The sequence below is a fragment of the Mycobacterium marseillense genome (assembly GCF_010731675.1).
Taxonomy (GTDB): Bacteria; Actinomycetota; Actinomycetes; order Mycobacteriales; family Mycobacteriaceae; genus Mycobacterium; species Mycobacterium marseillense.
Genome location: NZ_AP022584.1, coordinates 5,395,160 through 5,412,786 on the forward strand (window position 1 = coordinate 5,395,160; position 17,627 = coordinate 5,412,786).

Annotated in this window: 15 protein-coding genes and 2 tRNA genes; 7 read left to right on the forward strand and 10 right to left on the reverse strand. The window is 67.6% G+C overall.

Going from position 1 to position 17,627, the window contains the following annotated elements; translation table 11 throughout:
- Window positions 1-65: 65 nt before the first annotated feature.
- The gene (locus tag G6N26_RS25185) at window positions 66-293 is read left to right on the forward strand and encodes a DUF3618 domain-containing protein (RefSeq protein WP_083015593.1); all 228 of its coding nucleotides are present in this window, start codon (window positions 66-68) and stop codon (window positions 291-293) included.
- Here G6N26_RS25185 and G6N26_RS25190 read toward each other — a convergent pair.
- From G6N26_RS25190 to G6N26_RS25205, 4 genes are all read right to left on the reverse strand, one after another.
- The gene (locus tag G6N26_RS25190) at window positions 280-2,019 is read right to left on the reverse strand and encodes a DUF3556 domain-containing protein (RefSeq protein WP_067171063.1); all 1,740 of its coding nucleotides are present in this window, start codon (window positions 2,017-2,019) and stop codon (window positions 280-282) included. The genes G6N26_RS25185 and G6N26_RS25190 overlap by 14 nt on opposite strands.
- Before the next feature lie 107 nt (window positions 2,020-2,126).
- The gene (locus tag G6N26_RS25195; RefSeq protein WP_083015412.1) at window positions 2,127-2,393 is read right to left on the reverse strand and encodes a hypothetical protein; all 267 of its coding nucleotides are present in this window, start codon (window positions 2,391-2,393) and stop codon (window positions 2,127-2,129) included.
- 133 nt (window positions 2,394-2,526) lie between these two features.
- Window positions 2,527-2,599 (reverse strand) — tRNA-Lys (locus tag G6N26_RS25200).
- A gap of 190 nt (window positions 2,600-2,789) precedes the next feature.
- Entirely contained in the window at window positions 2,790-4,028 is a 1,239-nt protein-coding gene (locus tag G6N26_RS25205; protein WP_083015415.1) for a GNAT family N-acetyltransferase, read from the reverse strand.
- A gap of 195 nt (window positions 4,029-4,223) precedes the next feature.
- On the opposite strand from G6N26_RS25205, the gene G6N26_RS25210 reads away from it, so the two are divergent.
- The 3 genes from G6N26_RS25210 (at window position 4,224) to G6N26_RS25220 (ending at window position 8,934) form a co-directional block, all read left to right on the forward strand.
- Window positions 4,224-6,590 carry an MMPL family transporter gene (locus tag G6N26_RS25210; protein ID WP_083015418.1) on the forward strand — a complete coding sequence of 789 codons (2,367 nt, stop codon included), beginning with the start codon at window positions 4,224-4,226 and terminating at the stop codon, window positions 6,588-6,590.
- 74 nt (window positions 6,591-6,664) lie between these two features.
- Window positions 6,665-7,567 (forward strand): DMT family transporter, encoded by a 903-nt coding sequence (locus G6N26_RS25215; protein WP_083015596.1) that lies wholly within the window; start codon window positions 6,665-6,667, stop codon window positions 7,565-7,567.
- A 155-nt stretch (window positions 7,568-7,722) separates the two neighbouring features.
- Window positions 7,723-8,934, forward strand: a complete 1,212-nt coding sequence (locus G6N26_RS25220; protein WP_139799084.1) for a L,D-transpeptidase — start codon at window positions 7,723-7,725, stop codon at window positions 8,932-8,934.
- 9 nt (window positions 8,935-8,943) lie between these two features.
- On the opposite strand, the gene G6N26_RS25225 is transcribed toward G6N26_RS25220, so the two are convergent.
- From G6N26_RS25225 to orn, 3 genes are all read right to left on the reverse strand, one after another.
- Entirely contained in the window at window positions 8,944-9,318 is a 375-nt protein-coding gene (locus tag G6N26_RS25225) for a hypothetical protein (protein WP_067171072.1), read from the reverse strand.
- Between the two features lie 115 nt (window positions 9,319-9,433).
- A tRNA-His gene (locus G6N26_RS25230) sits at window positions 9,434-9,509 on the reverse strand.
- 49 nt (window positions 9,510-9,558) lie between these two features.
- Entirely contained in the window at window positions 9,559-10,206 is a 648-nt protein-coding gene (gene orn / locus G6N26_RS25235; RefSeq protein WP_067171075.1) for an oligoribonuclease, read from the reverse strand.
- A gap of 200 nt (window positions 10,207-10,406) precedes the next feature.
- On the opposite strand from orn, the gene G6N26_RS25240 reads away from it, so the two are divergent.
- Window positions 10,407-11,972 carry a helicase HerA-like domain-containing protein gene (locus G6N26_RS25240; RefSeq protein ID WP_083015421.1) on the forward strand — a complete coding sequence of 522 codons (1,566 nt, stop codon included), beginning with the start codon at window positions 10,407-10,409 and terminating at the stop codon, window positions 11,970-11,972.
- A gap of 112 nt (window positions 11,973-12,084) precedes the next feature.
- Here G6N26_RS25240 and cmrA read toward each other — a convergent pair whose 3' ends face one another.
- Window positions 12,085-12,891: a mycolate reductase gene (gene cmrA / locus G6N26_RS25245; RefSeq protein ID WP_083015424.1), complete on the reverse strand. Its 807-nt coding sequence runs from the start codon at window positions 12,889-12,891 to the stop codon at window positions 12,085-12,087.
- Between the two features lie 69 nt (window positions 12,892-12,960).
- Here cmrA and G6N26_RS25250 point away from each other — a divergent pair, with 69 nt between their 5' ends.
- Complete coding sequence (locus G6N26_RS25250; RefSeq protein WP_067171083.1) at window positions 12,961-14,313, forward strand: MFS transporter; 1,353 nt, start codon at window positions 12,961-12,963, stop codon at window positions 14,311-14,313.
- A 25-nt stretch (window positions 14,314-14,338) separates the two neighbouring features.
- Here G6N26_RS25250 and G6N26_RS25255 read toward each other — a convergent pair whose 3' ends face one another.
- Together G6N26_RS25255 and G6N26_RS25260 are read right to left on the reverse strand one after the other, a co-directional pair.
- Complete coding sequence (locus G6N26_RS25255) at window positions 14,339-15,118, reverse strand: MmpS family transport accessory protein (protein WP_083015427.1); 780 nt, start codon at window positions 15,116-15,118, stop codon at window positions 14,339-14,341.
- Between the two features lie 63 nt (window positions 15,119-15,181).
- Window positions 15,182-15,838, reverse strand: a complete 657-nt coding sequence (locus tag G6N26_RS25260; protein ID WP_083015430.1) for an SACE_7040 family transcriptional regulator — start codon at window positions 15,836-15,838, stop codon at window positions 15,182-15,184.
- A 195-nt stretch (window positions 15,839-16,033) separates the two neighbouring features.
- Here G6N26_RS25260 and G6N26_RS25265 point away from each other — a divergent pair, with 195 nt between their 5' ends.
- Entirely contained in the window at window positions 16,034-17,623 is a 1,590-nt protein-coding gene (locus tag G6N26_RS25265; RefSeq protein ID WP_067171248.1) for a carboxyl transferase domain-containing protein, read from the forward strand.
- Window positions 17,624-17,627 lie beyond the last annotated feature (4 nt).

Consider the following 17,627-nt stretch of genomic DNA (forward strand, 5'->3'; position numbering starts at 1 on the left):
GCCAGCTGATCTAGGGTAGTTCGGGCAGGTGCATGAGCCGGATAGTGGGCGACTTGGAGGACACAGTGGCGGACCGCGACCCCGAAGCCATCAAGCGAGACATCGACGTCGCCCGTGACCAGCTGGCGGCCACCGTCGACTCCCTGGCCGAGCGGGCGAACCCGCGTCGCCTCGCCGACGACCTCAAAGCCCGGGTGATCGGGTTCGTGCAGAAACCTGTGGTGCTGGCGTCGCTGGCCGGTGTCGGGGCGCTGGTCGTGGTGGTGACGGTGCACCGCGTCAGGAACCGCTGACGCGGTCGCTCTGGACGTAGACCGGAATGTCGTCGGCCCAGGGCTGATTCACGACCATGTCGGCGACGTCGCAGTAGCCCCGTTCGAATTCCCCGGTCGCCGCGTCGACCAGCCGGTACTCCTGTCGCTGCCGGTGGATGGGCTGGGCGTCGAGGATCACGACCCGCACCTCGCCGGGTTCGAATCCGCACCGCTGCTGCAGCGCCTCGATGAGGCACTCGTTGTGCATGTGCCCGTCGCCGAAATTCCAGCCGAGAACCATCGAGCACAGGACTTCGCCCTCGCACAGGTTGTAGTCGTCCTCGTCGTAGTCGGCCATGGCGCGGTGCGCGAGGGTAAGCAGCGCGCGTCCGTGGGTGTTCATGCCCCGGAACGCGAGCGCGAGGTGCAGCGGGACCAGGGTTTCCTCTTTGCTGCCGTACAACCGCTCGAGCTGCAGGTGCTGCATCGGGCCGAGCGCGCGGGAGCCGATGCGGAACTTCTCGTCGGCCGACGGGCGGACGCACCACAGGGTGGTGTCCCAGTTGCCGGCGTAGTAACGCATGCCGGGCAGGAAGGAGACCTTGCGCGGGTAGAGGTTTCCCGCGACGACGGTCCCGGCGATCACCGCGAACAGGAGGGCGATCGGCCACGGGTTGCTGATGTTCGACAGGCCCAGGTGCGCGTGCGTGACGAACAGCCACAGCACGCCGAAGATCATGAACACGTTCCATTCCAGCGGCACGCCCATCGGGAAGGCCAACAGGATGTTCAGGTGGAACACGATCATCACGAACGCCGCCAGCGCCGTCGGCCAACCGCCGTGCGAGAACAACAGCACCAAAGGCACCAGCCCTTCGACCGCGGTCGAGAAATGGGCGATGAAACCGGCCAGCGCGCTGGGCCGCAGGTCGTCGGGATAGCGCTTGAACATCGACCGCTTGAGGGGCCCCGACGGGATGAACGGGTTGTTGGCCAGCATGGTCGAGATCACGAAGGGGAAGTGTTTGTTGAGCTTGGATGTCGCCGCGCCCAGCCAGATCACCATGAAGACGACCTTGGCCCCGACGATGATGTCGGCCCCGGCGAACAGGAACGTCAGCGCCAGCGGCGCGTACACCTCGCCGCGCGCGGCCAGGAAGATCACCTTGTCGCGCAAGCTGATCAGGGCCAGGACTGCCAGCACGGCGGCGGTCTGCCACCGCGGCAGCACGCCGATCGCGGTGTCCAGGGCGGGAATTGGGCCAGTGCCGTCGGACAGCAGCGCGAACACCAGCAGCACCAGCAGGACGCCGTAGAGCAACGCGTCGAGCGGAGTTCTGTTGCCGCCCTTCGTCAGCGGCACCCGATCGGGCCAGGGCGGCAGCCGGATGGTGCCGGGGCGCAGCCAGTACAGGATCGACCCCATCGGCGGGAAGTAGCGCCCGGCAAGCGGCCCGAAGCAGCAGCCGAGGCCGACGACTTCGAACAGCATCGTGTAGAGCACGGCCTTCTGGAACACGATCGGCTCGGCCCACCAGGCGCTGACCTGGGTGAAGCCGCCGATGCCGCGCGTAGACCACACGAACAGCCAGCCGCCGAGGATGTACAGCGCGATCTTCACGCCGTACATCACGTGCATCACCAGCGGGGTGCCGAACCCGTGCTGGGCGATGTGGCGCGCCATCGGCACGATCCGTTCGGCGCGTGGTCGTGCGCTCCAGTCGGCCACGTCGACGACGGGCAGATTGGGCCGGATGAACCCCATTGCAGCTCCTTCGACGCAGCAAGACCAATCGGCGCCAGCAAGAAATTACCTGTACGAAGGGTTTTGGTGGGGGGATATGACGGCAACTGGTTGATCAGCGACGCCGGCTACTCCCGCCCGGGCGGGTCATTTTCGGCCATGTACGTCTCCCACGCCGCGCGCCGCATCGCCCGCGTGTGCAGGTCCTGGCAGATCGCCTGCGCCTCGGCGGCACCGGCTGCGCGGCCGAGATCGTGGTGCACGAGGCCGTCGTCCACCCGTTCGGCGCGGAAGCCGCCCGTGGAGACCGCGTGGACGCGGTACTCGCTGCGGTCGTCGATGTTGGCGTGGAAGTGGCCCTCGTGGGGTTCGACCCACTTCAGCTCGGTTTTCACAGGTCCCCTCTGGACAGACACCGTCGCAGCGATGGTAGGTCGCCCCGGGGGCCGCTGGGAAGGGAGTTCCACGACACTGGCGGCCAGTGCGGAAGCAAAAAAGCCACCGAACGATGAAACATTCGGTGAGCTGTGCGCCGTCAGGGTTTCGAACCCCGGACCCGCTGATTAAGAGTCAGCTGCTCTACCAACTGAGCTAACGGCGCTTGTGGTCGGCCGAGACCGCGTAGGCGACAATAACAGGCGTTCCGCCGCGGAGTGAAATCCCGACCGTTGACCAGGATACCGTCTCGGGGCACGTGAGCGCCCAGACGTGCCCGTTCCATCGGGCGGCGGTCGTCCCGCCTTCCCGCGCGCGAACGAAAGACTTTGCCGCGCAATGTCTTTGCGCGTTGGTCACAACACCGTGCCGCAGAAGGGCGCCCGGTCGGTGGCGAAGGCGGCGTCCAGCTCGGCCAACGCGCCCGCGCGCGCTTCGGTGATGCGGCCGGCGCGCGCCAGCTGGGAAGCCCGGTGTGCCCCCATGTAGATGGTGGCCAGGTCGGCCAGGCCGATCTCGATGTCCGCGGGCCCGTCAGTGGGCGTGCACTTCCCGGCGCCACCGCGGGCTTGCAGCTGAAACCGTCCTCCCGCGAGCTGCAGCGGGTCTGTGACTTCCAGCACGATGTCGGCGTCGTCGGCGTAGGCGCGGGCGCCCAGCACCTCGGGAACGTCGTTGATCCGCACCCAGAGGAAATCGCTCACGCCCTTGATCTCCGCGGCGCGTTGATCGGTGAGTTTGAGCGGGAGCGGATCGTCGCCTGGCACATCGATCTCGATGCGATAGAACATCTCCAGCACCAACAGCGTCTGCAACAGCTCGGTGTGCGCCTCATCGGTGACCGGGCAGAAGTCCTCGACCACCACGGTGCCCAGGGGCGGGCGAAACGCGTGCTGTTGCGACCCGACGACCCGATACGTCAGGAATCCATCGGGATGGATCGTGTACTGCAGCGCCGACCCGTTGCCCCGCTGCGTTTCCCGGTCGTCCATGTAGTCGGTCCACCACGCGTCGCCCCGGCTGATCGCGCCATTGGTTGCGGCACACCATCTTTCGTAGATTTCGGGCAGATGTCGCCTGGCCTCGGCGGCGTTGACCTCGCGCGCCCGGATGCCGTCCGGCGCGGCCCGCAACTTCGCGAAGCGGCGGTCGATCGAATAGGTGTGGCTGTAGCTGGCCACCCCGGCGCCGAAGCCGTCGTACATCGCGGTCTGCGTCGGGACGCCGCACACGAGCGGATAGCCGCGGTCCAGCAGAATTCCGAGTCCCTTGGCGCTGAGCTGCGCCCAAAGCCCCTTACCCTGATGCGTTGCCGCGACGGCGATCATCGTCAGCCACGCGGCGCGCAGGGTGGCCCCACCCGGCACGGTGAGCTGCGCGCGGTAGATGATCGACGTTCCCACCAGAAACGGACGCTCGGGATCGGAAACATCCTCGGCGAGGAGAATGTCGTCGAGGTTGACGCGGCGTTTCCACGCTTCGAGATCCTCCGGGCCAACCGGATCGCCGAATGTGCGAGCCTGATTTTCGAAGACCGCCTGCCAGTCGTTTTCGGTTGGATGCCGAATGTTGGTGCCGTCGTCCGTCGTGTTCATTGCACATCCAATCCGCTTGTAGCCCAGGCAAACCGGCACTGCGCACACCGAATCCACGCGCTGAGTGTGCTTTTACGTTCGATACCCGAGTACCAGAAGGTCAAACCTCAACGGCCGCCCGATCGAACACGTGACCGATGCGGACAATCGGTGCTGGGCGGGTCAAAAAGTGTGGTTTCGGGTAGGCGATACGCCATGCTGCAGGTAATCACCCGGCTTGCCATTGCCGCCCCGCGCCGCATCGTCGGGATCGCCTTCCTGGTGCTGGTGGGAGCCGCAGTCTTCGGGCTTCCGGTGGTAAACAGCCTTTCCGGCGGCGGCTTCCAGGACCCGACCTCGGAGTCCGCGCGCGCCACCGAGGTCCTCCGCGACAAGTTCAACCAGACCGATCAGCAGATGTTGATCGTGGTGACGGCCCCGAACGGCGTCCGCAGCGATCAAGCGCGGCGGGTCGCCACCGACATCGTCGACCAGCTAAAACGCTCGCCGTGGGTGCTCAACGTGTCGTCGGCGTGGACCATGCCACCCGACCGGGCCCCGGCCGCGGCCCAGCTGATCAGCAAGGACAACAAATCCGGGATGATCGTCGCCGGCCTGAAGGGCGGCGAGAACGACGCCCAGAAGTACGCCAGCACGCTCACCAGCGACCTGGTGCACGACCGCGACGGCGTCACCGTGCGCGCCGGCGGCATGGCCGTGGCATACGCGCAGATCAACGGGCAAAACCAGCGGGACCTGTTGCTGATGGAGTCCATCGCCATCCCGCTGAGCTTCGCCGTCCTGGTCTGGGTGCTCGGTGGTGTGGTGGCGGCGACGCTGCCGATCGTCCTCGGCCTCCTGGCCATCGTCGGCACCATGTCGGTGCTGCGGTTGATCACCTTCGCCACCGACGTGTCGACCTACGCCCTGGACCTGAGCATCGCCATGGGCCTGGCCCTGGCCATCGACTACAACCTGCTGATCATCACCCGCTACCGCGAGGAGCTGGCGCGGACCGAGGACCGAGACCGGGCGCTGTACCGCACCATGGCAACCGCCGGCCGGACGGTGCTGTTCTCGGCCACGACCGTCGGGCTGTCGATGGCGGTGATGGCGCTGTTCCCGATGTACTTCTTGAAATCGTCCGCCTACACCATCGTGGTCACCGCGATCATCGTGGCGATCGCCGCGGTGGTGGTCACCCCGGCGGCGATCGTGCTGCTGGGGCCCCGGCTACACGTGCTGGACGCCCGGCGGGTGATGCACCGCATCCTGCACGGGCAGCGGTCGTTCCGTGACCACGCGCACCAGCCACTCGAGGAGCAGTTCTGGTACCGGTCGACCCGGTACGTGCTGGGCGACGCCATGCCGGTCGGCCTGAGCGTCGTGGCGCTGCTGGTGTTGCTGGGGGCGCCGTTCCTGGGGGTCAAATGGGGCTTCCCCGACGAGCGCGTGCTGCCCGAATCAGCGTCGGCGCGCCAGGTCGCCGACATGCTGGACGACGACTTCGCGAACGGGTTCGGCACCGGGGTGTCCGTCGTGGTGCCCGACACCCGCGGCGTGAGCCCCGCCGACCTGCAGCGGTACGCGGCCGAGCTGTCGCGCGTGCCCGACGTGTCGGCCGTCAGCGCACCGGCCGGGACGTTCGCGGACGGGAATCGGGTGGGGCCGCCCGTCGGGCCCACCGGCGTGGCCAACGGCAGCGCGTTTCTGACCGTCTCCACCACCGCGCCGCTCTATTCGCAGGCCTCCAACACCCAGCTCGACCGGCTGCATCAGGTCGCCGGGCCGGGCGGGCGCTCGGTGCAGATGACCGGGCTGGCGCAGATCAACCGCGACAGCGTCGACGCGATCACGAACCGGCTGCCGATCGTGTTCGCCCTGATCGCCCTCATCACGTTCGCGCTGCTGTTCTTGCTGACCGGGAGCGCGGTGCTACCGCTGCAGGCGCTGGTGTGCAACGTGTTGTCGCTGACGGCGGCGTTCGGCGCGATGGTGTGGATCTTCCAGGACGGCAACCTGGGCGCCCTGGGCACCACCCCCAACGGGACGTTGAACGCGAACATCCCCGTGCTGCTGTTTTGCATCGCCTTCGGGCTGGCGATGGATTACGAGGTCTTTCTGGTCTCGCGCATCCATGAGTACTGGCTGGCCTCGCAGGCCATGCGGGAGACGCCGCCGACCGCCGCCGAGGCGCGCGCCGCCACCGACGAGAGCACGGCGCTGGGCATCGCGGGCATCGGCCGCGTCGTCACGACCGCCGCGGTGGTGATGTCGATTTCGTTCGCCGCGCTGATCCCGGCGCACGTGTCGTTCATGCGGATGCTGGGCCTGGGCCTGACGCTCGGCGTGCTCGTCGACGCCACCCTGGTGCGCATGGTCCTCGTTCCGGCATTCCTCCACCTGATGGGCCGCTGGACGTGGTGGGCGCCGCGGCCGTTGGTCAGGTTGCGGGAACGGTCCGCGATCGGGGAGGACGGCGAGATCGCGGTGGGACGCGGCCGCTGGGCACGCGACGCGCCCAACGTGGGGCGGGCATTGATCAGAAGGTGGCCCACCAAGGCCGCGACCGGACGCGGGTGATCCGAGATGTGTTGTGCGGCAATGATGTCGACCAGTATCGCGGCGCCGGCGCCGGACGGGACGGGGTAAGCCTCATGGGCCGAACCGATATCGCCGCCCTGCTCGCCTTGAGCTCCGCGCTGTGCGTCGCGGTCGGCGACGTCCTGCAGCAACGAGCGGCGCACTGCATCACCGACAGGGCGGTCGGGTCCGTCGAGCTGTTCGCCAATTTGCTTCGCAGCCAACGATGGTGGTGGGGCACCGTGCTGCTGGCGGCAAGCATCGGGTTGCAGGCCGCGGCCCTGGCCGGGGGATCGGTATTGCTGGTGCAGGCGCTGCTGATGTTTTCGGTGCTCTTCGCGCTGCCCATCAACGCCAGGTTGTGGCATCGCACCGTGACCGCCGGCGAGTGGACGTGGGCCGCGTTGTTGACGGCCGGGGTCAGTGTGGTCGTCATCGTCGGCAATCCGCGGGCCGGTCATTCGGGCGCCTCGCTGGGAACCTGGGCCGCGGTGGCCGCCGTCCTGGGACCGCTGTTGGTCGGCTGTGCGGTGGCCGGACGGATCCGCGGCGGGGCCGTGGCGGCCGTGCTGTTCGCCTTCGTGTCGGGGTCGCTGTGGGGCATCTTTGCCGTGCTCACCAAGGAGGTCGTCGCCCGGCTCGGCGACGGCGTCGGGGCGCTGACCCGCACCCCCGAGCTGTACGCCTGCATCCTGGTCGCGCTCGGGGGCGTGGCGTGGAGCCAGTCGGCGTTTCGGGCCGGGCCGCTGACGGCGTCCATGCCCACGTTGCAGATGTCCCAGCCGGTGGTGGCCGCGGTGTTGGGCGTCGTCGTCCTCGGCGAGGTGCTGGACACCGGTCGCACCGGGATGATCGCCCTGGTGGCAGCTGCGTTGGTGATGACGGCGGCCATCATCAAACTCGCCCGCGTCGAGGCCGTCGCGACCCGCGACGGGGTCGAGGCCCGCCGCCACGAGGAAGCAGGCCAGCCCGCGTAGCGGGCGTGCGGCGACGCCGCTGACCCCGCCCGAATGACGAATTCATTGCGGCCGAGACACCGAACGGCCGCCCGCGCCGGTGTGGGCATGTCGAGTCGGCAAAACCCTCTAGAATGCCTGCAGCTAGGTCAGCGGTGACCGACTTCGAGAATTGAATGGAAGGTCACTGGATGACGCCTTTGCGTGGACGCCGATTGTGGCTGGCCGCCGCGATCGCCGCGATTGCTGTGTTTGCCGTCGGCTGCGGTGGCAACCACGCGGCCGCGCCGGCGAAGGTCATCTTCGACAAGGGCACCCCGTTTGCCGACCTGCTGGTCCCCAAGCTCACCTCCTCGGTGACCGACGGCGCCGTCGGCGTGACGGTGGATGCCCCGGTGACCGTGAGCGTCGCCGATGGCGTGCTCGCCTCGGTCACCATCGTCAACGAAAACGGCAGGTCGATCAGCGGGAAGCTGAGCCCCGACGGCCTGCGCTGGTCGACCACCGAGCAGCTCGGTTACAACAGGCGCTACACGCTGACTGTCAAGGCCACCGGACTGGGCGGGGCGGCCAGCAAGCAGATGACCTTCGCGACGAGTTCACCCGCCCACCTGACCATGCCGTACGTCAGTCCCGCCGACGGCGAGGTGGTAGGCATCGGTGAGCCGGTGGCGATCCGCTTCGACGAGAACATCGCGGACCGGGCGGCCGCCCAGAAGGCCATCACCATCACCACGAACCCGCCGGTGGACGGCGCGTTCTACTGGCTCACCAATCGCGAAGTCCGTTGGCGCCCAGAACATTTCTGGAAGTCGGGAACGGCCATCGACGTGGCCGTCAACACCTACGGGGTGGATCTGGGCGACGGGATGTTCGGTGAGGACAACGTCAAGACGCACTTCGCCATTGGCGACGAGGTGATTTCGACCGCCGACGACACTACGAAGACCGTGACCGTGCGGGTCAACGGTGAAGTCGTCAAGACCATGCCGACGTCGATGGGCAAGGACAGCACGCCAACCGCCAACGGCGTCTACATCATTGGCGCGCGGTTCAAGCACATGATCATGGATTCCTCGACCTATGGGGTTCCGGTCAACTCGCCCAACGGATATCGCACCGAAGTCGACTGGGCCACCCAGATGTCCTACAGCGGAGTCTTTGTGCACTCCGCGCCGTGGTCGGTCGGCGCCCAGGGCCACACCAACACCAGCCACGGATGCCTGAACGTCAGCCCCAGCAACGCCGAATGGTTCTACGACCACAGCAAGAGCGGTGACATCGTCGAGGTGGTGCACACGGTTGGCCCGACCTTGCCGGGCATCGAGGGGTTGGGCGACTGGAACATCCCATGGCCGGAGTGGAAAGCGGGCAACGCCAACACCTGACCGGTCCGGTCAGTCGATCTTGTGCCAGCTCCCGCAGCTTCTGGTCATGAACGCGGTATCGGTCGGCAAGATCCGAACCACCTGAGGGCCGTCGCCGACGTTGTTGTCGATGATGTCGTTGGTGTCGAAACTGCGCAGCCTCGCCCAATAGCAGCCGTATTTGCCGCCGTCGGTGCGATAGGTGCCCGCCGCGATGTCCTTGTTGACGATGTAGGTGCCGTTGGCCTCGATGGACGTCTTCGGTCCCGGCGGGGGCGGTGGCGCGACGGTCTTCGTCACTGTTTTGGTCTCCGCCGGCGGGGTCGATATGACGGTGGTCGCGGTGTGGCTCGAGCCGCCGCAGCCCGCGAGCATCAGCGCGACGGCCGCGGCGGCAGTCGCCATCGTGGGCGAGGCGAGACGTTGTCTGTTCACTGCTTTCCACTCACCGGTGCAACAGCGGTGCGCGGGAGTCGCTACCACCGTAAAAGGTCAGGGAGCGGAGATGCTCCCTGACCAGTGGGGTGAGTGACGGGACTCGAACCCGCGACATTCAGGATCACAACCTGACGCTCTACCAACTGAACTACACCCACCATGGCTGTGTGCCGACCCGCAGGCCTGCACGAGCAGCGACTGTAGATACTAGCGGCTCGGCGGCGCGCTGGCCGAATCGCTTGGTCCCGGTGCGTCTTTTCCGCCGTCAAGGGAGGTCACGACCGCCTCGATTTCGCTGGTAGACGGTCCCGGTGGGGAGACGAACGCGGTGCGCCGATAGAACTGCAATTCGCGGATCGATTCATGGATGTCGGCCAGTGCGCGGTGGGCGAGTCCCTTGGCGGGCTGCCCGAAGTAGATCCGTGGATACCAGCGCCGGCAGAGCTCTTTGATCGAACTCACATCGATCATGCGGTAGTGCAGGTAGGTATCCAACGCAGGCATGTCGCGCACGATGAACGCGCGATCGGTGGCGATCGAATTCCCGGCGAGCGGCGCCGTCTTGGGTTGCTTGACGTGTTGGCCGATGTAGTCGAGCACCATCGCCTCGGCGGTCGCCAGGTCGACGGCGGATGCCCGCACCTCGTCGATGAGCCCGGAGCGCGAATGCATTTCGGTCACCACGTCACCCATCGCCTCGAGGGCGGCGTCGTCGGCGTGAATCACCACGTCCACACCGTCGCCGAGGATGTTCAGGTCGGCGTCGGTGACCAGGGCCGCGATTTCGATCAGCTTGTCCGAACCGAGATCGAGTCCGGTCATCTCGCAGTCGATCCACACCAATTCGTCTCGCACAGCGCTCAGACTAGTGGCGATCGCAAGCGCGGCGGAGCCGGGCGCGGCGGGTCGTCACCATCGGGCTAGTGGCGATCGCAAGTGCGGCGGAGCCGGGCGCGGCGGGTCGCCACTGGGTCTCGCCCCCGGATCCGCCCGAGAAGTAGGGTGAGCGTTGTCGAACTGCATGCCGAATCACTGGGGAAGAGGGGCGCAGCACGATGAGCACCGATTCAGCGGCAACACCGGCGAGCCGGATCGCGGACGGCTACGCGGTCGACGGCCAGGCACTGGAATTGGGCACCGTCGTGGTCGACGGCGCCGCCGACCCGACGGCGCAGATCCGCATTCCGCTGGCGACCGTGAACCGGCATGGGCTGGTGGCCGGCGCCACCGGTACCGGCAAGACCAAGACGCTGCAGCTGATCGCCGAACAGCTCAGCGCCGCGGGTGTCCCCGTGCTGATGGCCGATGTGAAGGGCGACCTGTCCGGGCTGTCCGCGGTGGGGGAGGGTAACGACAAAACCGCGGCGCGTGCTCGCGACACGGGAGACGACTGGACCGGGACGGGCTTCCCGGTGGAGTTCCTGTCGTTGGGTACCGGCGGAATCGGCGTGCCGGTCCGGGCCACCGTCGACAGCTTCGGCCCGGTTCTTTTGTCAAAGGTGTTGGGGCTCAATGCGACTCAAGAGTCGACACTGGGCCTGATCTTCCACTGGGCCAAGGAAAGAAGCTACCAGCTGGTCACCCTGGCCAACCTGCGCGACGCCATCACCCACCTGACCAGCGAGGAGGGCAAGGCCGACCTGAAATCCCTTGGCGGCGTGTCGTCCACGACGGCGGGCGTCATCCTGCGCGCGCTGGTGAACCTCGAGGGCGAGGGCGGCGACACGTTCTTCGGTCAGCCGAAGCTCGACCCGCACGATCTGCTGCGCGTCGAGGGGGGCCGCGGCATCATCTCCCTGCTGGAGTTCGGCGGGCAGTCGTTGCGTCCGGTCATCTTCTCCACCTTCCTGATGTGGTTGCTGGCCGACCTGTTCACCGTCCTGGACGAGGTGGGCGACATCGACAAGCCCAAGCTGGTCTTCTTCTTCGACGAGGCACACCTGTTGTTCGCCGACGCGTCCAAGGCGTTCCTCGAGCAGGTCGAGCAGACCGTGAAGCTGATCCGCTCGAAGGGCGTCGGAGTGTTTTTCTGCACCCAGTTGCCCACCGACCTGCCCAACGACGTGCTGTCCCAGTTAGGCGCGCGGATTCAGCACGCGCTGCGGGCGTTCACGCCCGACGACCAGAAGGCGCTGTCCAAGACCGTGCGCACGTACCCGAAAACCGATGTCTACGACCTGGAGTCGGCGTTGACGTCGCTGGGGATCGGTGAGGCGGTCGTGACCGTGCTCTCCGAGAAGGGCGCACCCACTCCGGTCGCGTGGACCCGCATGCGGGTGCCCCGCTCGCTGATGGCGTCGATCGGCAACGACGCGATCAAGGCTGCGGCCAAAGACAGTGCCCTGCAGGCAAAGTACGGCCACACCGCTGAGCAACCGGCGCAACCTCAGGATGTGCACCCCCCGTCGCAGCCGCCACAGGCCCAGTCCGACTACCCGCCGGTCCCGCCGAACGACCCGGTCCCGCCGATGCCGGAGCCTGCCGAGCCCAAAGGCGCCAAAGGGCCGTCGATGTGGGAGGAAGTGCTGCAGAACCCGACGGTGAAAAGCGGCATCAATACGGCGATACGCGAAGCGGTGAGAAGCATTTTCGGCAGCGGCAGTCGCCGCCGCCGAAAGTAACGAGCCTTCGTCGCGGCTGCCGATCGCGGGCGTAACGCCACGGCGAAGAATCGCGCGCGAAACCGCCGCTGCGTTACGCCCGCGAGCGAAGGGGCTCGCCGCCGCCAGGTGCTTACCCGCCGCCGAGCTTTTTGTAGAACGCGCCCACGATGGGCGCCACGATGGCGCGCGGCGCGTAGCCACTCGCCACCGACATGGCCTTGGACGTCAGGCCGGGGACGACGCGCATTTTGTTGCGGCCCAACGCATCCAGCGACACCCGAGCGGTGTGCTCCGTCGATATCCACAGAAAGTCCGGCACCAGCCGCTCCACGATCGACGCTTCGGTGTCGGCAGGCAGGTCGGTGCGGACCGGCCCGGGCGCCAGCAGCGTCACGTTGACCCCGGACCCGCGTAGCTCGCCCCGCAGCGACTCGGTGAAGGTGTTCACGAATGCCTTGGTGGCGGCGTAGGTGGCGTTGTAGGGGATCGGCGAATTGCCCGCCGCCGAACCGGAAATCAGGACGCCCCCGGCCCCGCGCTCGACCATGCCGGGCAGTACCGCCAACGTAAGGTCGTGCACCCCAAGGACATTCAGTTGCAATTGCGCCTTTTCGCCGGCCGGATCGAGCGTGGCGACCGGACCGAAGGTCGCGGTGCCCGCATTGGCGCACAGGATCGAGATGGGGCGGGCGGCCAGCTCGTCGCACAGTTTCGCGCGGTCGCCCGGATCGGCCAGATCGGCGGGTCGCACGTCGACGGTGACGTGATGCTGGGCGGCCAGGCGGGCGGCCAGATCCTTGAGCAGGTCCTCGCGTCGCGCGGTGACGATCAGATTGTGTCCACGGGCGGCGAGTTCGGTGGCCAGCGCTTCACCGATGTTCTGCGAAGCTCCGGTGACAACGGCGCGCGCCTCGGGGCTTGGAGCGGGTATCGGCATGCGCCAATCGTAGACAGCCGGCGAAACGCGATCCGCAGCCGATCGCGAGGCGCCGCTAGAGTGCCGGGCATGAGTCAGCCGGAGTTGCGTTCCGCCGCCCCCGTGCGATCCCGCGTCGTCGCGTGGGCGCTGTGGGACTGCGGCTCGACCGGCCTGAACGCGATCGTGGCCACCTTCGTCTTCGCCGTGTATCTGACCAGCAGCGTCGGGGTGGGCATCGGGGGCAGCACCACGCCGGCGAGCTGGCTGGGCCGGGCCGCGGCCATCGCCGGGCTGACCGTCGCGATCCTGGCGCCCGCCGTCGGCGTGTGGGTGGAGTCTCCGCACCGCAGGCGGGTGGCCCTGAGCGTGCTGACCGCCGCGGCGGTGACGCTGACCTCGTTGATGTTCTTCATCCGCGACCGGCCCGGCTACCTGTGGGCGGGCTTGGTGCTGCTGGGGGCGACGGCGGCCTGCGGCGACCTGGCCAGCGTCCCGTACAACGCCATGCTGCGCCAGCTTTCGACGCCGCAGACGGCCGGCCGGATATCCGGATTCGGCTGGGCGGCGGGTTACGGCGGCAGCGTCCTGCTGTTGCTAGTGATCTACACGGGGTTCATCTCCGGATCTGACTCGGGACAGGGCGCGACGCGCGGACTGCTGCGAATTCCCTTGCAGGACGGGCTTTATGTCCGCGAGGCGATGCTGGTGGCCGCGGCCTGGCTCGCGGTGTTCGCACTGCCGTTGCTGTTCGTGGCACAACGACTCAGCGACCCGGCCGAGGCGTATCAGCCCACCAGCATGTTGGGCGGTTATCGCAAGCTATGGAGCGAGGTCTCCGCGGAATGGCGCCGCGACCGCAACCTGGTGTACTTCCTGATCGCCAGCGCGCTGTTCCGGGATGGGCTGGCGGCGATCTTCGCCTTCGGTGCGGTGCTCGGCGTCAACGTGTACGGCATCTCGCAGGCGGACGTGCTGATCTTCGGGGTGGCGGCCTGCGTGGTCGCCGCGGTGGGCGCGGTGCTGGGCGGGTTCGTCGACCACCGGGCGGGATCGAAACCCGTCATCGTGGCCTCGCTGGTCGCGATCATCACCCTGGGGCTGACCCTGATGGCGTCGTCGGGGCCGGTGGCCTTCTGGGTGTGCGGGCTGCTGCTGTGCATGTTCATCGGGCCGACGCAGTCGTCGTCGCGCGCCCTGCTGCTGCAGATGGCCAAACACGGCCGAGAAGGCGTCGCGTTCGGCCTCTACACCATGACCGGGCGGGCGGTGGCGTTCCTGGCGCCGTGGCTGTTCTCGGTGTTCGTCGACGTCTTCGGGGCCGTGCGCGCCGGCCTCGGCGGGATCTCGCTGGTCTTGATCGCCGGATTGGTGGCGATGCTGGGGGTCCGCGTTCCGCAGCGCGGGGTTTCGGTCACCGAACCCGTGGCCGAGCCTTCGTAACCGACTCGATCGGGATAAGAGGGCCTCAGCCCCGGGCGTCGCAGATCGTCAGCCCGCCGCCGACGCGCTTGCTCACCTGGACCCCGTCGACGGTGACGGTGCAGGTGACGCTGTGCCCGATGTTGACGATCGTGACGTTGGCGGGGTGGGTGGCCGATTTCGCCAGGCTGACCTGCTTGCTCCACGGCATTGCGACGTTGAATTCGGTCTGGATGAGGTCGCCGGTGTCGATGTACATGATGCTGATCGCGCGGCCTTCGCCCGTGACGGTGTAGACGACGTCTTGCATCGCCGCCGGACCGGTGGTCGGGCCGGGCAGCTGTGTGCCACTCGTCGGGGGTATCGGCGCCGGGATGAGGGTCGGCGACTGACGCGCCGACGTGGTCGGACTCTCCGGGCTCGGCTCCGGCATCGCCGGCAACGGCGGGACGGCGGTCTGGGTCTTGATCGCGTCGTTGGCGAGCGCCAGCGCAATCACCAAAGCGACTACCAGCAGCACCGCCGCACCGGCGGCGATCCACAGCCAGCGCGGCGATTTCGGTCCCCCGGGCGGTGGGGGAGCCATGCCCTGCGCGTGCGGGTCGTCCGACGGAGGAAGGTCTTGCCGCCAATACGCCGGCAACCGCTTGGTCGTGTTCGTCTCGTTGGCGGTGGGCGCCCAGGGCGACGTCGTCCCGCCATAGGCGGGGGCGTACGGCGTCTGATCGGCGTATGCGGGATCGGCCGGCGGCGCATACCCGCGCTGCTGCGGCCCCGGTAGCGATGGACCAAACCGCTCGGTGGGACGTGAATCGTTCATGTCCACCTCATGGCTTGCAGGGTACCTGGGCGGGGCGCTGAAGCGCTTACTCACCTTGTGACGGGGAGCTCAGGGGCACTGATTGCCGGCCGCGAGCGCGGCGATCGTCATCGCCCGCATGACGGCGCGCGATCGCGCCGCGCGCACGCTCTTACTGCGCGACGTGTCGGCGGATTTCATGCTGTGCGGCGTCGAATTCAGCAGGCCGAACACGGCGTGCGCGGTCAGCCGGGCGTCGGCCTCGGCCAACTCGGGGCTCAGCTCGCGCAGTACCCCGACCCAGACCTCCACGTATTGGCGCTGCGCTTTGCGCACCTGCTTTTCTGCCGCCCCGGGCAGGTACGCCAGGTCGCGATCCTGGATGCGGATCAGGTCGGGTTCGGTCAGGGCGAAGTCGAGATGGAAGTCGATCAGGCCGTCCAGCGCGGCGGCGGCATCGGAACTGTGGGCCCGCACCTGCCGGGCGCCAGCGAGCAGCCGGGTGCTGATGCCCACCAGCAATTCGACCAGAAGCGATTCCTTGTTGGGGAAATGCCGGTAGATGGCGGGACCGCTGACGCCCGCCGCGGCGCCGATGTCCTCCAGCCGCACCGCGAGAAATCCGCGCTCGGCGAACAGCCGCTCGGCGGCGGACAGCAGTTGTAGGCGGCGGTCGGATTTCAACTGGCTCCGACGATTTGGGGTGTCAGCACCAGCCGCCTGGCCTTCGGAGGCAGACGTTGTCATGACGGACCTCCGTGTGATGAATCGCCACCAACGTAGCACGAGTTATTCGCAATTAACTCGCATTATTCGGCACGCACGAAGCCCTCTGGACCGGCAACGCCGGCAATGGTATTCTCAGGCCCCGAGTTAATGAGCATTAACTCAAAAGCTGGACCGCTCGACGGCAAGGAGGCTGCTGCGGCGATGGACGACGTGATGACCTCGCCCGCGAAGGCTCCGGAGGCTTCGTTCGCCGATGAGCACCGCCGGCTGGTCGGCGAGCTGAACACCAGGCTGGCCGCGGCGGCGCTCGGCGGCAACGAGCGCGCGCGGGAACGCCACGTCAGCCGCGGCAAGCTGTTGCCGCGCGAACGGGTGGACCGCCTGCTTGACCCCGGCAGCCCGTTCCTGGAGCTCTCACCGCTGGCCGCCGACGGCATGTACGACGACGAATCCCCCGGAGCCGGCATCATCACCGGGATCGGCCGGGTGTCGGAGCGCGAGTGCGTGATCGTCGCCAACGACGCGACGGTCAAGGGCGGCACCTACTACCCGATGACGGTCAAAAAGCACCTGCGCGCGCAGGAGGTGGCGCTGCAGAACCGGCTGCCCTGCATCTACCTGGTGGACTCCGGCGGCGCCTTCCTGCCGCGCCAGGACGAGGTGTTTCCCGACCGGGAGCACTTCGGCCGCATCTTCTTCAACCAGGCGACCATGAGCGCCAAGGGAATTCCGCAAGTCGCCGCGGTGCTGGGCTCGTGCACCGCGGGCGGGGCCTACGTGCCGGCGATGAGCGATGAGGCCGTCATCGTCCGCGAACAGGGCACGATCTTTTTGGGCGGCCCGCCACTGGTCAAGGCGGCGACCGGCGAGATCGTGTCGGCCGAGGACCTCGGCGGCGGCGACCTGCACTCACGGGTTTCGGGCGTCACCGACCACCTCGCCGACGACGACGAACACGCGTTGCGGATCGTCCGCTCGATCGCGGCCACCTTCGGCCCGCGTGAGCCCGGCCCGTGGGAGGTGCGATCCCCCGTCCCGCCGATGTGCGCGCAGACCGAGCTCTACGACGTAGTGCCCCCGGACCCGCGGGTGCCCTACGACGTGCACGAGGTCATCGTGCGCCTGGTCGACGGCGGCGAATTCAGCGAATTCAAGGCCAACTACGGCAAGACCCTGGTGACCGCGTTCGCCCACATCCACGGCCACCCGGTGGGAATCGTGGCCAACAACGGCGTGCTCTTCAGCGAATCCGCCTTGAAGGGAGCGCATTTCATCGAATTGTGCGACAAGCGCAAGATCCCCCTGCTGTTCTTACAGAACATCGCCGGGTTCATGGTCGGCCGGGATTACGAGGCCGGCGGCATCGCCAAGCATGGCGCCAAGATGGTCACCGCCGTCGCGTGCGCCCGCGTGCCCAAACTGACCGTCGTGATCGGCGGATCCTATGGGGCGGGCAACTATTCGATGTGCGGCCGGGCGTACTCGCCGCGGTTCTTGTGGATGTGGCCCAACGCCCGGATCTCGGTGATGGGCGGCGAGCAGGCCGCCTCCGTGCTGGCCACCGTGCGCGGCGAGCAGCTCAGCGCGGCGGGCAAGCCATGGTCGGCCGACGAGGAAGAGGCGTTCAAGGCGCCCATCCGCGGGCAGTACGAGGACCAGGGCAACCCGTACTACTCCACCGCCCGGCTGTGGGACGACGGGATTATCGACCCGGCCGACACGAGAACATTTGTCGGGCTTGCCCTTTCGGTGTGCGCGCAAGCACCGTTGGAACCCGTCTCCTACGGCGTCTTCCGGATGTGAGTGC